The sequence below is a fragment of the Bradyrhizobium sp. U531 genome, assembly GCF_051710265.1.
Lineage (GTDB): Bacteria > Pseudomonadota > Alphaproteobacteria > Rhizobiales > Xanthobacteraceae > Bradyrhizobium.
Genome location: NZ_JASVEN010000012.1, coordinates 24,622 through 38,451, shown reverse-complemented (window position 1 = coordinate 38,451; position 13,830 = coordinate 24,622). Strand labels below are relative to the sequence as shown.

13 protein-coding genes and 1 pseudogene are annotated in these 13,830 nt (G+C 58.1%); 2 read left to right on the top strand and 12 right to left on the bottom strand.

Annotated elements, in window-relative coordinates:
- From QRQ56_RS34700 to pxpA, 12 genes and pseudogenes are all read right to left on the bottom strand, one after another.
- Nucleotides 1-762 (bottom strand): energy-coupling factor ABC transporter ATP-binding protein, encoded by a 762-nt coding sequence (locus QRQ56_RS34700; protein WP_438745953.1) that lies wholly within the window; start codon nucleotides 760-762, stop codon nucleotides 1-3.
- 24 nt (nucleotides 763-786) lie between these two features.
- Nucleotides 787-964: pseudogene (locus tag QRQ56_RS34695) on the bottom strand (pantoate--beta-alanine ligase); the annotation flags it as partial.
- Nucleotides 965-1,071: 107 nt separating this feature from the next.
- On the bottom strand, nucleotides 1,072-2,529 hold the full coding sequence (locus QRQ56_RS34690) for an NAD-dependent succinate-semialdehyde dehydrogenase (protein WP_317245332.1): 1,458 nt from the start codon (nucleotides 2,527-2,529) through the stop codon (nucleotides 1,072-1,074).
- 154 nt (nucleotides 2,530-2,683) lie between these two features.
- Nucleotides 2,684-4,054 (bottom strand): acetyl-CoA carboxylase biotin carboxylase subunit, encoded by a 1,371-nt coding sequence (locus QRQ56_RS34685; protein ID WP_438745952.1) that lies wholly within the window; start codon nucleotides 4,052-4,054, stop codon nucleotides 2,684-2,686.
- A 6-nt stretch (nucleotides 4,055-4,060) separates the two neighbouring features.
- On the bottom strand, nucleotides 4,061-4,306 hold the full coding sequence (locus tag QRQ56_RS34680; RefSeq protein ID WP_410706211.1) for an acetyl-CoA carboxylase: 246 nt from the start codon (nucleotides 4,304-4,306) through the stop codon (nucleotides 4,061-4,063).
- A 15-nt stretch (nucleotides 4,307-4,321) separates the two neighbouring features.
- Entirely contained in the window at nucleotides 4,322-5,296 is a 975-nt protein-coding gene (locus QRQ56_RS34675; RefSeq protein WP_438745950.1) for a biotin-dependent carboxyltransferase family protein, read from the bottom strand.
- The gene (locus tag QRQ56_RS34670; RefSeq protein WP_317245335.1) at nucleotides 5,293-6,174 is read right to left on the bottom strand and encodes a 5-oxoprolinase subunit B family protein; all 882 of its coding nucleotides are present in this window, start codon (nucleotides 6,172-6,174) and stop codon (nucleotides 5,293-5,295) included. Before QRQ56_RS34670 ends, QRQ56_RS34675 begins: the two co-directional genes overlap by 4 nt.
- Before the next feature lie 19 nt (nucleotides 6,175-6,193).
- Nucleotides 6,194-7,582: an aspartate aminotransferase family protein gene (locus tag QRQ56_RS34665; RefSeq protein WP_438745948.1), complete on the bottom strand. Its 1,389-nt coding sequence runs from the start codon at nucleotides 7,580-7,582 to the stop codon at nucleotides 6,194-6,196.
- A 122-nt stretch (nucleotides 7,583-7,704) separates the two neighbouring features.
- On the bottom strand, nucleotides 7,705-8,724 hold the full coding sequence (locus QRQ56_RS34660; protein ID WP_438745946.1) for an ABC transporter permease: 1,020 nt from the start codon (nucleotides 8,722-8,724) through the stop codon (nucleotides 7,705-7,707).
- Nucleotides 8,721-10,256, bottom strand: a complete 1,536-nt coding sequence (locus QRQ56_RS34655) for a sugar ABC transporter ATP-binding protein (RefSeq protein WP_438745945.1) — start codon at nucleotides 10,254-10,256, stop codon at nucleotides 8,721-8,723. Before QRQ56_RS34655 ends, QRQ56_RS34660 begins: the two co-directional genes overlap by 4 nt.
- Entirely contained in the window at nucleotides 10,253-11,317 is a 1,065-nt protein-coding gene (torT, locus tag QRQ56_RS34650; protein ID WP_438745944.1) for a TMAO reductase system periplasmic protein TorT, read from the bottom strand. Before torT ends, QRQ56_RS34655 begins: the two co-directional genes overlap by 4 nt.
- A gap of 71 nt (nucleotides 11,318-11,388) precedes the next feature.
- Nucleotides 11,389-12,114, bottom strand: coding sequence for a 5-oxoprolinase subunit PxpA (gene pxpA, locus QRQ56_RS34645; protein WP_317245340.1), 726 nt, complete (start codon nucleotides 12,112-12,114; stop codon nucleotides 11,389-11,391).
- A 108-nt stretch (nucleotides 12,115-12,222) separates the two neighbouring features.
- On the opposite strand from pxpA, the gene QRQ56_RS34640 reads away from it, so the two are divergent.
- Nucleotides 12,223-12,900 carry a GntR family transcriptional regulator gene (locus QRQ56_RS34640; RefSeq protein ID WP_438745942.1) on the top strand — a complete coding sequence of 226 codons (678 nt, stop codon included), beginning with the start codon at nucleotides 12,223-12,225 and terminating at the stop codon, nucleotides 12,898-12,900.
- Between the two features lie 565 nt (nucleotides 12,901-13,465).
- Nucleotides 13,466-13,765: a hypothetical protein gene (locus QRQ56_RS34635; RefSeq protein ID WP_317245342.1), complete on the top strand. Its 300-nt coding sequence runs from the start codon at nucleotides 13,466-13,468 to the stop codon at nucleotides 13,763-13,765.
- Nucleotides 13,766-13,830 lie beyond the last annotated feature (65 nt).

Below are 13,830 nucleotides of genomic sequence, written 5' to 3'. Positions count from 1 at the left end.
TTAGGGCGTCCCCTGACCAACGATCGTTGCATGGGCCCGGTAGGCAGCCAGGACTTCGACAGGTCGGCCGTCGAGACGGATGCGGCCCTCATCCAGCCAGATCACGCGATCGAACGCGGCGAGCAGCTCAAAATCATGAGACGCCATCACCACCTGCTCCGGCAGCGCCATGATCCTGCCGTACAACAACAATCGTGTCGGCAAGTCGAGACCGGAGAACGGCTCGTCCATTAGCAGGATCGACGGCTCCGTTGCGAGCAGCGCCAGGATGCAGACAAGCTGCTTCTGACCGCCGGATAGCTCATTGACGTTGCGTTCCGCCCATTGCGCGCAGCCGTGCCGCTCCAGCAGTGCCATCGCCTGTTGGCGCGCCTGTGGCGCTGGCTTTCCCCGCTCCGCAGGCCCAAAAGCGACCTCCTCAACAACCGTGGGGAAGATGAGCTGGTGGTCGGGGTTCTGAAACAGAAAGCCGACCTTGGCCGGAAGGTCTTTGCGATGCCGTACGGTATCGAGCCCCGCCACCTCGACGCGGCCACGTGTTGGCGGAAGCAACCCGTTCATAAGCCGCAGCATCGTGCTCTTGCCCGAACCATTGTCACCAATCAGGCCGATCCGGCGCTCAGCCAAGCAAAGCCCGGGAATGACAAGGACCTGACGGTGCGCGCGCCGAAGCTGCACTTGTTCGAAGATGATCTCTTCAGCCGCCCCGCAAGGGTGAAGACGGCTTGCGGGAGGCGCTTCGCGTCGGGCAGCTTCAATCAAGACGATTCCTTCTCCCCTGTCGCCCTACGGAGTTGGCTGAAGTAGCACGTTGTCGATAAGCCTCGTCGAACCGACATAGGCCACCACGCACAGTGCTGCGGGGCGGCGTAGCGGCCTTACAGCGGGCACTCCACGACCGGATGGCGATGGCCCGCCCTCGGTCTTCATCGCTGAGATACCGGTTACGGCTGCTCATTGCGACACGAGATTGCGAGTCGGTTTTTCGAAATCTGATGCCGCGCCGGCACGAGTACTGCAATGTAGCTGCCCAGATCGAAATCCGAGAAATGACGCATCGAAGAGGCCGCTTCAGTTGAGTCCCCCGATATGGAAGCTCTTCATTTCAAGATATTCCTCGATTCCGACCTGGCCCCCCTCTCGACCAAGCCCGGACTGCTTTACTCCGCCGAAGGGTGCGACTTCCGTCGAGATCAGCCCCGTGTTCAGGCCGATCATGCCGAATTCGAGCGCCTCGCCGACGCGCCAAGCGCGTTTGAGGCTCTCGGTATAAAAATAGGCGGCCAATCCGAAAGGCGTTCCATTGGCAATGGCGATTGCTTCATCTTCCGTCTCGAAACGAAAGAGCGGTGCGACCGGACCGAAGGTTTCCTCACTTGCAAGTTGCATCTGCGTTGTTGCGCTGGTCAAGACGACAGGTGCGACATATTGCGTGCCCGGCGGCAGAACGTGCCGCTTCGTGATGACTTTCGCGCCCTTCGCGAATGCATCTTGAAGATGCCGATTGATCTTGAGCACGGCCGCTTCGTTGATCATTGGACCGATCGAGACGCCAGGCTGTGTGCCGTCACCGACTGTCATCATGTCTACGCGGGCGCTCAACTTTTCCGCGAACGCATCATAGATGCCGGCCTGGACCAGAATGCGGTTCGCGCACACGCAGGTTTGACCACCATTGCGAAATTTGGAAACGATGGCTCCCTCAACCGCCGCCTCGAGATCGGCGTCATCGAATACGATGAAGGGTGCATTGCCGCCGAGCTCGAGAGAGAGCCGCTTCACACTATCGGCTGCACCCCGCATCAGTACGGATCCGACGCGTGTCGATCCGGTGAACGAGATCTTACGAACCGTCTCGTTCTGCAGCAGCTCGTTACCAATTTCCGTCGGCATGCCTGTGACAATGTTGACGACGCCCGCTGGTATTCCGGCTCGCTCCGCCAATAAACCAAGCGCGATTGCGGAGTAGGGAGTGAATTCAGACGGCTTGATGACGACAGTACAGCCTGCTGCCAGCGCGGGGGCAACCTTTCTCGTGATCATGGCGTTTGGAAAATTCCACGGAGTGATGATGCCGCAAACCCCGATCGGCTCCTTCAGCACCACAATACGGCGATCGGCTGTCGGAGACGGAATCGTATGACCTCCAATGCGCCGAGCCTCTTCCGCGAACCATTTCACAAAGGAGGCACCGTAGCGGATTTCGCTCCGTGCTTCGTCCAGCGGCTTGCCTTGCTCCAAAGTGAGAAGGTGCGCGAGATCCTCCAGATTCTCGATCATCAGCCTGTGCCAGGAGTCCAGCAGGCCCGCGCGCTCGGCATGTGTTTTCCTCTTCCACGGTCCGAAGGCTCGTTCGGCGGCTTCGATCGCAGACCGCGTTTCAGCGCGAGCCATATCTGGGACGGTACCGACGGCCTCCCGAGTGGCCGGATTCATGACCGCAATCGTGTTTCCTGTAACTGCGCCGACCCACTTACCGTCAATCAGGGCAGCCTGAACGAACAGATTGCCATAGCTTTTATGCTTCATGTCCATAACTCCGGTCGTCTTATTGGAGGGCCGCAAGTACCGCGGCAGTGATGAAGTTCGTCTGTCTTTTCCAGGAACGCCGCCGATGCTCTGAGCTGTCGCGCTTTCGAATTCGATCCGTCGCGCAAACCGAAAAAGCTCGCATTCGAATGCTTTACGCGCGGCTCGCCTCCAGCTCACGGGCGGCCATCCAGCTCTCCAGCCAAGCTGTGTGGAAAGCTCCCTCACCCACTTCAATATCCGTGGCAAGCGCCCGATGCAGTGGCACTGTCGTGTGGATCCCTTCCACTTTCAGGCTGTTCAACGCGGTCTGCAGGGTGACGATCGCGGCGCGACGATCGGGTGCCCAAACAATCAGCTTACCTACAAGAGAGTCGTAATAGGGCACTATCCGATAGCCTTCGAACAGCAGCGTATCGAAGCGGATATTGTCGCCTTCCGGTGAACTATATGTTGTCACCAAACCAGGCGACGGCATGAACATCTTGGCCGGATTCTCGGCGTTGATACGCACTTCAATCGCGTGACCGGTTTGAGTGATGTCGCGCTGCGCGAACCACAATCGTTCACCCCCGGCGATCCTGAGCTGCGCCTGCACAACATCAATTCCCGTAATTGCCTCAGTCACCGGGTGTTCCACCTGGATCCGCGTGTTCATTTCGATGAAGAAGAATTCCTGAGTCTTGCTGTCATAGAGGTATTCGAGCGTACCGGCATTGCGGTAGTTCACCCGCCTTGCCAGTGAAACAGCTGAATCACAAAGGGCATCGCGGACCGCTTTCGAAAGCATGGCCGCAGGTGCCTCCTCCCACACCTTCTGGCGCTTGCGCTGAAGCGAGCATTCCCGCTCGAACAGATGCACGACGTCGGTCCCGTCCCCCAGCACCTGCACCTCGATATGACGCGCATGCTGGATGTACCGCTCCATGTACAAACCGTCATCGCCGAAGGAAGCACGCGCTTCCGCCATGGCCTGCGGCACCAGCCTTTCCAGGCTTGCCTCGTCCTCCACGACACGGATGCCGCGCCCGCCTCCTCCCGCGCTGGCTTTGATCATTACAGGATAGCCGATGCGGTCGGCTTGTCGGCGCGCATCGTCGAGGTCACCGATCCGGCCTTCACTGCCTGGAACGACGGGAACCCCAGCTGCCACCGCCTCAGCGCGCGCCATTGCTTTATCGCCCATCTTCGCGATCGTTGCCGCGTCCGGACCGACAAATGCGATCCCCGCCGCCTCTACAGCTGAGACGAACCGCGGGTTCTCGGACAGGAAGCCGTAGCCCGGATGCACCGCGTCGGAGCCACTTGCCTTGATTGCCTGAACGATCGCCTGCACGTCCAGGTAAGACTTTGCGGCTTGCGGTGGACCGATCACAACCACCTCGTCGGCCATACGACAGGCGAGCGAATCCGTGTCGGCCTCGCTGGCGGCCTGAATGGTCCGAATACCCAAGGCCTTTGCCGCTTTATTAATTCGCACGGCAATTTCGCCGCGATTGGCGATGAAGAGCGACTTGATAGCCATTCCCACCTACTCCAATTCTGCAATGGCTTGATCGGCGTCGACGGTCTCGCCATCCTGCACCAGAAACCGAGCGAGCGTGCCGGCAACTCCCGCCTCAACGGGGAAGAAGGATTTCATGGCTTCGATTAGCCCGATCGTTTCGCCGGCCACGACGGGATCACCTTCTTGCTTGAACGGAGCGTCGTCCGGGGAAGATTTGCGATAGAAAAGGCCCGGTAGGGGCGCCAAAATTTGTTTGACCATGTCGGACATTTCCTCTTCTCTCGATCAGGCGTTTACAAGAATCTCGCGCACGCAACGTTCTGCGATTTGCCTAGCCATGCCTTGAGCTTCCGCAACGCTGACGAGCCGGAAGTGCAGGTGCTCCCCGGGCTTTGCTTGGCCCAATTTCCAGAATGCAGCTGAGGGAACCGTATAGGGGTTGATGAAGCCTCCCATCGAGGGACCGTCATTCACCAGAATGATCGGCGTCTGGCCGGCGAGATTAATCGCTCCCATGGGATAACCGTGATCGATAATGTTCGACGGTAACGATCCATGTTCTTTCGGCTTGTTGTAAGCCTTTTCCGTGAACGTCCATTCGGGGCCTTGCAGCCGGAAGCCGGTGCGATCCGACTTAGCGGAAAGTGTCCACGCGGAGCTCAGAAATCTTTCCTTGGCGGCCTCGTCGATCCAGTCATCGTTTGGACCCGCGCAGACCTCGATGGTCCACGTCCGGTCTGTGCGGATGTCAGGCCTATGGTTATTGGGCACCAGGAGGCCGGGGGTCGCTCTCGCTTCCCCAACAGGCAAATCCTGGCCGGCCTTGATGGAATGGCCGTCCATGCCGCCGACACCGGCTTTGTTAAAGGTGGAGCGCGAACCAAGCCGCTCCTCATTCGCGAACGCACCAGCGACCGCGATGTAAGCACGACCACCGACACGAGCTGCCCCTAGGGCTAGTGTTTGGCCGGCTCTTACGGCGAGCGACTGCCACATGGGGAACGGCTCGCCGTCAAGCGCCGGGCGCATGTCTGCACCAGTAACGGCGACTACCGTGTCAGCATCGAAGGAAAGTGTAGGCCCCAGGAACTGGCATTCGAGCCCCGCAGCACCTGGCTGATTACCGACGAGTACGTTCGCCAAGCGGAATGACCAGCTATCCATGGGGCCAGAGGGCGGAAAGCCCTGATTCCAATATCCGATGCGCCCCGGGTAGTCTTGGATCGATGTTTCAAGTCCGGCTTTCAATACCTTGATCATGTCGGTACATGCGCCTTGTTGGCCCCGCTCACTTTCGAGACCCAGTTGTTGTAGTTGCGGACCGCGAACTTCTGGTACTCCACGATCGTGTAGTCGTAGCGCTCCTCCTTCACCGCTAGCTCCGCGTCGTCATATTCCTCGCGCGTGACTGGAACGAACTTGATGCGATCTCCTGGACGAAAGAGACACAGACTTCCCTCGAAAGCCGGGCGTTTGCCAGTTGGATCCCAAATTGGCACTGGCGTGCGGGCAAAGATTTGGTAGCCGCCGGGCGTGGCGACAGGATAGATGGAGTTTGCGGCGCCGCCCAACCCAACTGCCCCCTCCGGCGTGTCCGTCCGCGGAGGGTTGTATTTGGGCGCGGTCAGACGCGCCCGCGGGTCGAGCGCCATCAAGAAGGGCAGCCCCGGCCAGAAGCCCAGGGACGCAACCCAATACTCCGAGGACGAGTGAAGCCGAACTAGATGGTTGACATCCTCAAGGCCATTTTGCTGCACCAACAGCTCGGGATCTGGCACCTTCCTCGCGATCTTCGCGCAGTAGTCTTCGACACAAGCCTTCGTCCATGGATCGAGGTAAAGCGTCGGCAGGTAGAACAGCCGGCTTTCGAGTTCGATATCCTCCGACGAGCCCAGAGAGTCCGAAAGCCGAGAGAACTCGCGGACCACATCATCATAGCCGATCAGCGTCGGCTCGTAGTGAACGAGCAGCGAAGCAAAGCAAGGCGCCGTCTCGATGACGCCGTGTACGTTTGCCTCCGCAGCCGCTGACGCCAGGCCCTGTGCCGTGAAGTTGAGATCGAGATTCATCTCGTTCCCAAACTCAATCAGCAGATATCGGTCGCCAGCAGGCAAGAACTTTGGCTGTTCGTAAATCACATACGCCTCCTCGCTGACGTCAACTAAGGTTCTCGGCGGATCGCCATTGGGCTACATCGTCGAGCGCATCGCTCAGACGGGCAACCAAGTCGTGCACTTGATCCTCATTGATGATGAGCGGAGGGCACAGGGCGATCGTATCGCCGATCGCGCGCACGATGAGACCGTGCTTTTGGGCCGCAGCAAAAGCCGCTGCTCCAACCTTGCTCGCGGCCGCAAAGGGACGACGTGTTTCCTTGTCGGAGACAAGTTCAATCCCGGCAATTAGCCCCGCTCCTCGCACCTCGCCGACAAGCGAATGATCGGCAAGCTCGCCAAGGCGAGCCTGAAGGATCCGCCCCATACGCGCGGCGTTTCCGACGAGATCGCGCTCTTCGATGATTTTGAGGTTTTCCAAAGCTACTCTGGTCGCGACAGGATGGCCCGATGCAGTAAATCCGTGACCGAAGGTACCGATCTTCGCCGTGTTGTCGGCGATGGCGTCGTACACCTTTTGCGAAAAGATCACCGCAGCAAGCGGCATGTAAGATGAAGTGAGTTGTTTCGAGACAATCATGATATCGGGCGTAAAATCGTAAAGTTCGCAGCCAAACGTCGCACCCAGCCGTCCGAAGCCACAAATCACCTCGTCGGCGACCAGAAGGATGTCATACTTGCGGCACAGTGCTTCAATTCCCTTCCAGTACCCGGCAGGAGGCGGCATCACACCGCCGGCAGCCATCAGCGGCTCACCAACGAAAGCCGCGACCGTTTCTGGGCCTTCCTGTAGAATCACCGCTTCGGCCTCCGCGACCAAGCGCGCAGCAAATCCAGTTTCTGTTTCGTCGGGTTGAGCGAAACGATAAAAATGCGGGCAAGTTAGGTGACGGACCGGAATGACCGGCAGGTCAAAATCGGTGTGGTTATTAGTCAGACCGGTCAAACTGCCCGAAGCCACGGTAACACCGTGATAGGCGCGATTGCGCGCAAGGAACTTCTTTTTTTTGGGTCGCCCCGATGCATTGTTCATGTACCACACCATTTTAATCATGGTGTCGTTTGCTTCGGAGCCCGAGCTCGTGAAGAAGACGCGGCTCAGGGGAGCGGGCGTCATTCCGACAAGTTTTTCAGCCAACCGGATCGAAGGCTCCTGAGCCTTGTGGCTGAACGTGTGGTAGTAGGGAAGCTTGGCCATCTGCGCACTCGCGACTTGCACAAGGCGAGGTTCATCAAACCCGACAGCCACGGACCACAGACCTGCAAGACCCTCGATGTATTCCTTGCCAGCATCGTCGTAGACGTAGATCCCTTTACCGCGATCGATGATGACCGGGCCTTCCCGCTCATGGGCCCGCGCATCGGTATAGGGGTGTAACGTTGTGGAGACGTCGGTATGAGCGAGGGAATTCGAAAGCTGTTTGAGCATCATGTAGTCCTTACTATGGGCATCCCGAGATCGCGCATGTCGCGGACCTCGGATATAAAAACCCAACGGGTGGTGTTTCGTTATAACGGAAGCCGCGCATCAAAACAGACTGCTCCCGGCATTCGTCAGCGCTTCGTTGCATCCGCGAGCCGATAGCGATCCAGCACGACCGCACCAACGAGCACGACCCCCAGCACGATCATCTGATAGTTCGATCCTATCCGTAGAAGGTCCATACCATTCGCCAGCACGGTGATGAAGATCACGCCCATAAAGACACCCGTCGGCGAGCCCTCACCGCCACGAAGGGAGCATCCGCCGATGACCGCTGCTGCGATCGAGTTGAGTGGAAATTCACCGCCGAGCAATGGCTCGCCTGAGGACACCCGTGCGGTCAAAAGCCAGCCTGCGAAGGCGGTGATCGTCGCACACAGCATATAGCAAGCGATAAGATAGCGGTTGATGTGGACGCCAGCCACCATAGCAGAGCGGATGTTGGAGCCGATGGCATAGATGTAGCGGCCGAAGCGCATTTGCCGGACCAGTAGAAAGACGGCGAGCAGTGCTGGAAGTGCGAAGAAGAACGAGACAGGCAGGCCGAGGAAGAAACCAGATCCGATGCCATAGACGAATTCACGCGGCAGGCCGCTTACCTGCAGGCCCTGCGAGATAACAAGCGTCACGCCGCGGAAGATCGAGGCCGTCGCCAGTGTCACAATGAAGGCGTTCACCTTCAGCACCGCGACACCAAGCCCGTTTACTAGCCCGCAAATCAAACCCACGATGACAGTCGCGAGGAAACCTGCGCCAATAGCAAGACTGGGCGCTTCGGGATAGGCCAGCGAAACGGCAACCATGACCTGCGCCGATATGATGGAAGTCAGCGCAACGACTGATCCTACCGACAGATCGAATCCGCCAGCGAGCAGAACGAGCATCTGCCCGAATGCGATCAGCATCAGGAACACGCCTTGCTGCAGTATGTTGAGCATATTGGCCGAGCTGAGAAAGCGCGGATTTCCAAACTGGAACACGACGACGCAGACAACCAAGACGACCGGCAGCGCACCGAACGTCAAGAGTGTCGATACGGCATTGACGCTTGCTGAAGGCTTGATACCCGCCTGGGAGCGTATCAGAGTCATTGAAGATCCTTTTGTGGCGTATCGCCAAAGGCGTACGCGATGACGGCTTCCTCGTTGATCCCGTCTCCTTCCAAGCTCGCCGTGCACGAGCCCTCATGCATGACGTGGACACGATGAGAAAGATGAACCAATTCCTGGAGGTCGGAAGTGATGAGGAGGATTGCAGCACCTTCGGCGCACAGCCGTTGGAGTTGATGGTAGAAGTCAAGGCGGGCACCAACATCGATGCCAGCCGTCGGCTCATCGAACATATAGAGGTTCCGCTTTCGGCTCAGCGCTCGGCCGAGCACCACCTTTTGCTGATTGCCGCCTGAAAGCTCCTGAACTGCTTTATTGGGCTCAGCGGGTTGAACTTTCAGCCTTGCGAGCAGACCGTTCACAATCTTCGCGAGGACAGTCGTTCGCACGAAGCCGGCGTACGCCGACCCAGCTTCCCCGAGCACCTCAATTGAGATGTTTTCTGCTATCGGACGGTTCAGCGCGAGCGCCTCACCCCGGCGGTCCTGCGGCAGGTAAACCAACCCGCGTTTGAGCATGGCGGTCGGCGAATGAGCCTTGATGCTCTCGCCGACGAGCACAATTTCCCCTGCGTCAATCGCCTGCAATCCGAAGATCGCGCGGGCGACCTCCGCCTTACCGCAACCAACGAGCCCGCCAAGCCCGACAATCTCGCCGGCCCTGACCTCAAATGAGACGTTCTTGATCTTGTGCCCGGAGCAAAGCCCTTTCACCTCCAAGACAGCATGGCGAGGAGTATGCGGAATCTGGGGATAGAAATTCGCTATCTCCCGGCCGACCATCTCAGCGATCATCTGCTCGTTCGTCACGTCTGCCAGCCGATGAAAGCTCACAAAGCATCCATCTCGCAGGATTGTCACAACGTCGCCGAGGCGCTGGATCTCCTCCATACGATGGCTGATGTAGAGGATCGCCCACCCCTCTTTTTTCAACACCTCCACGGTGGAAAACAAATGCTCGGATTCGTCGTGGCTGAGGGTTGCGGTTGGCTCATCCAGGATCAACGCACCTGGTTTTCCGCCAAGTGCACGTACGATTTCCAGGAGCTGTTGTTCAGCGCGCGTTAGAGTGTCGACGCGTGCGTCGGGGTCGATGGCGACGCCGAGTTTCTCCATCGACCTCATCATCCCGGCGCGCATTGCGGCCTTGTCTAGAATCCCGCCTCGTGTTTTTTCTCGGCCAAGAGCGTAATTTTCCACCGCCGTCATCGAGGGCGCCAGGCCAAAGTCTTGCAGAACGGCGTTGACTCCACTCTCGCGCGCTTCCAACGGAGTAAGATCCGGGCAGGCGCGCCCGCACAGAATGCGGGCGCCTTCATTGGGCCTATTTGCTCCAATAAGTAACGAAACAAGCGTTGACTTGCCCGCCCCATTCTCTCCAAGAAGCATATGAACCTCGCCGCACCGAAGCGTAATGCTCACGTCCTTCAATGCGGCGAAACTCCCATAGAATTTGGATACGCCGGAGAGCGAGGCAAATACTTCGCCCTCCTGAAAGTCGCTAACGATGGTCATTTCTTGGTCGCTTCGACCGAAAATTCGACCTTGTATCCCGCTGGTGCAAACATGTCGGTCTTGCTAACCGATTTGATCGTATCCGCGGTCACCATCTGGGGCTTCGGCCCCGCACGCTTGGCCAGCAACTTCTGGCCCTGCAGCACTCGCAGAACCATGTCCACAGCGAGGCGCCCTTGAAGAACAGTAAAGTCGGTGGGCGAAGCTTTCGTGGCTCCAGCGGCGATATCGTCGTACACCGGCGGGATAATATCGAACGCTGCGACGCTGACCTTCCCTCCTAAATTGGCGTTGCGAACTGCAACCGCAGCGGCCTGCGCGGCAATGTCGACGCCGACCAGCCAATTGAGCTTGTCGTACGTCTGTAGCGCGTTGTTGATCATGTCGAGCTGAACATTCAGGCCGGTATCGCCGCGCCGCGTCACCGCAATCTCGACCTTCGATTCGTTGATTGCGTCGTTGAAGCCGCGCACCGCGTCATCGGACCAGCCCGCTCCCTGCGGGCCCGGAAAGAAGCCAACTACCGTGGACTTTCCGCCAGACTGCTCGACGATGTATTTTCCGGTCTGGTAGGCGAGGTCGTAGAAGCTGACGAGGGCGTGACCGGAAACGCTCGGCTCTTTGACGCCATTGACGAAATCGATCACCGGAATGCCAGCATCCGTCGCCTTCTTGACCAGAGGCCCAACACCGTCAGCGCTGATCGCACCCAGAATGATGCCGTCGAATTTCTGCGCGATGCAGTTGTCCATCTGGCTGAGCTGGGTTGAAAGGTTCGTATACCCTCCGGCCTCGTAAAGCGTCATTGCGCTTCCAGCACGATGAATCTCAGCCGCGACGCCATAGTTCGCGGCAACCCAATAGCTGTCCTTGAGATGCGGGAAGAGTACACAGATGTTCCAGGGCTTCGTCACTTCCTCCCCGCCCAAGAGCTTCCAGTCGGCATCGGTCTTCTTATCCCCGTCAACAAGCTGCACAGGGAAGCTCGTAACCGGCTGCTGGCTTTGCGCGCTTCCCACAAAGGCGCAGCTGGCCAAAGCCGCAAGCACGCTCGTCCTCATCAGTCCTCTCATGTTCATTTCTTCCTGAAAGAGTGCGTTCTGTTGTTGTTCGGGTCTTCCGCCCGATTGTTTTACCGCTGAGCGGTATCGAGCACGCGGCGCATGGCAGCCGCGACGTCCCGCGCATTGGGCGGGTCCGAGTGAATGCAGACAGTTTGGAAAGAGACGTCGAGGAGAGTACCGTCGACCGCTTCGACTTTCCCCTCTCGCACCGCCCGCTCGAGACGAGCGGCCGTCTTTTCGATATCGACCGCCGACTGGGTCCGCGGAATGATCAGTTCGCCGGCCGCGCCGTAGGAAAGATCAGCGAAAAACTCCGCTACGAAATGCGTCCCCACCGCCCTGGCCGCGCTCTCGTGAAAAGTGCCTGCCATTCCGAAGAGCGGAAGGTCGAATGTCTTCGCGGCCTCCGCCATTGCGGTGGCAAGCGCCATGTCGCGCGCGGCCATACCGTAGATGATGCCGTGTGGTTTCACATGGTTCAGGCTTTTCCCGACGGCGCGAGCAACACCAGCAAGAGCACCAATCTGATAGATGAATGCTGCGCGCAATTCCTCGGGGGACAAGCGCAGCTCACGCCGACCAAAGCCTTCACGATCTGGCAGTGAGGGATGGGCCCCAATCCTTTTTCCCTCGCAAGCGGCCAGCTCGACCGCCCGCATCATGGTCATGGGGTCGCCGGCGTGAAAACCGCACGCGATATTGGCGCAATCGATGAAGGGCATGATGCCGGCATCGTTCCCAAAGCGCCAATTTCCGTAGCCTTCCCCCATATCGCAGTTCAGCGTGACGCTCATCCCATAATCCGTCTAGTGTTATAACAGAATGAAATCTGCGCTTCCTAAATTTTGATGTCAACAGGATTGTCTAGTGTTATAACAAAAAAATCTAAACGGAGTTGAGCAATGCGCCCAGAAAACGACCTCCTTCCTGAAGCTGTACAGGGGCCGGTCCTCACTCCGGTCTCGCGGGACATGCTTCACGAGCAAATCTACGACCGTCTGAAGCGGAATCTGATGATGGGCCGGTTCACGCCTGGACAGAAGCTACCGCTGAGAACGCTCGCGAAGAGTTTAGGAACAAGCCTGATGCCCGTTCGGGACGCACTGCAGCGTCTCGAAAGTACCGGCTGCGTCGTTTCAACAGCCAATCGGACGATGGCAGTCCCTCAATTCAGCCCTAAGCAGCTTCAGGATATCTGCACGCTACGTATCGTCCTGGAGACGACCACGGCGGAGCGTGCAGCTATGCTGCGATCGGACGATGAACTAGCGTCACTCGCCGTATTCGTCAGGGACATTGACCGCTCAGCGGAAACAAACAGCATCGATCTCTTCTTAGAGGCGAATTACCACTTTCACATGCTAGTTGCCGATATGAGCCGGCTCGCGTTCGTCCGTACCCTTCTGGAACCGCTTTGGATGCACATCGGCCCCTCCATCAGGCAGTCCGTCCCGAACGAAGCGTTATTCCAAAGCGCTGCCCGACGGCACAAGGAAGTTTATGACGCGATTGTCGTGCACGATCCAAAGAGCGCTGCTATCGCCATTAAAAGAGACATTTTAGATGGCTACAACTTCTGAGTCCGCAGCTCCTGTGCGGCAGCTTGAAATTTGAAAGCGACCGATGCGTCTTTTTTAACCAACGTCTTGAGTCATGAGGGCAATAGGCTGGCGACCTAGCTCGCCGATGCTGCTACCTGGGTGGCTGTTGATGATCCTGGTAATGGTGTCGTCGGTAAACGGTACCCCTCCGGGAAGCTTTCAATTGCCGACATCTTCGGCTCGAACCGATTGCAAGGCCTAAGGCGACATAAGGCCATTTGGACCCATGCGACGGTCCGATGGTGGTGATTAGTCGCTCCCTGAAACCGAAATGATGTCGTCCTTGTTCCGGAATGTTCTCTCCTCCGCGGTACCGATCAATTATCACCCGGCCAGCGACCCACCAAGACTAGTAGTGTCTCAGTCGTCCTTCCATGTTGTACCGGAAAGTTGTCTCGCAGCAGATGATGTTCCTCATCGCGACAGGACGAGGGTGTAGCAATGACTGGCCTCTTTAATCCCTTGCATGTATCGCGTTTCCTTCAGTCGTATGACGTCGACGCCTTGGAAAAAGGCTTACGGCTCTCGATAGCAATCAATTTCGATGACTACATCGATATCGCACGCGCGGCGCCTACTAAAGGCCCACATACCCAAATTTTCGGCAGGATCGACCCGCACTCTGGCGCAAAAGAAAGACAAAGAGAGCCTGGCCGATGGGCTTCGTCTCTTCACCAACCCGTTTGCCGCTCATCCGGTTGATCTCGGCTGGTTCGACGAACCGGGCATCCGCATCTTCGCGGCGGAGAAGAATGGTATCTTTCATATCTCGTACCACCCGGAGGGCGATCTCTATGCGCGCCAGTTGCACAATCTCATTCGGCGAGCCCGGGGTAAACACTAAACACGGGCGGTGCGGGCTGGCTGTAGAGCTCGGGGTCTCACTTAAGCCAGACCGAGATATGTGTT

Excerpts from the sequence above, each read along its gene's own strand:
- QRQ56_RS34690 (WP_317245332.1), bottom strand. The coding sequence starts at position 2,529 with ATGAAGCATAAAAGCTATGGCAATCTGTTCGTTCAGGCTGCCCTGATT.
- QRQ56_RS34685 (WP_438745952.1), bottom strand. The coding sequence starts at position 4,054 with ATGGCTATCAAGTCGCTCTTCATCGCCAATCGCGGCGAAATTGCCGTG.
- QRQ56_RS34680 (WP_410706211.1), bottom strand. The coding sequence starts at position 4,306 with ATGTCCGACATGGTCAAACAAATTTTGGCGCCCCTACCGGGCCTTTTC.
- QRQ56_RS34675 (WP_438745950.1), bottom strand. The coding sequence starts at position 5,296 with ATGATCAAGGTATTGAAAGCCGGACTTGAAACATCGATCCAAGACTAC.
- QRQ56_RS34665 (WP_438745948.1), bottom strand. The coding sequence starts at position 7,582 with ATGATGCTCAAACAGCTTTCGAATTCCCTCGCTCATACCGACGTCTCC.
- QRQ56_RS34660 (WP_438745946.1), bottom strand. The coding sequence starts at position 8,724 with ATGACTCTGATACGCTCCCAGGCGGGTATCAAGCCTTCAGCAAGCGTC.
- QRQ56_RS34655 (WP_438745945.1), bottom strand. The coding sequence starts at position 10,256 with ATGACCATCGTTAGCGACTTTCAGGAGGGCGAAGTATTTGCCTCGCTC.
- torT (WP_438745944.1), bottom strand. The coding sequence starts at position 11,317 with ATGAGGACGAGCGTGCTTGCGGCTTTGGCCAGCTGCGCCTTTGTGGGA.
- pxpA (WP_317245340.1), bottom strand. The coding sequence starts at position 12,114 with ATGAGCGTCACGCTGAACTGCGATATGGGGGAAGGCTACGGAAATTGG.
- QRQ56_RS34640 (WP_438745942.1), top strand. The coding sequence starts at position 12,223 with ATGCGCCCAGAAAACGACCTCCTTCCTGAAGCTGTACAGGGGCCGGTC.
- QRQ56_RS34635 (WP_317245342.1), top strand. The coding sequence starts at position 13,466 with ATGACTACATCGATATCGCACGCGCGGCGCCTACTAAAGGCCCACATA.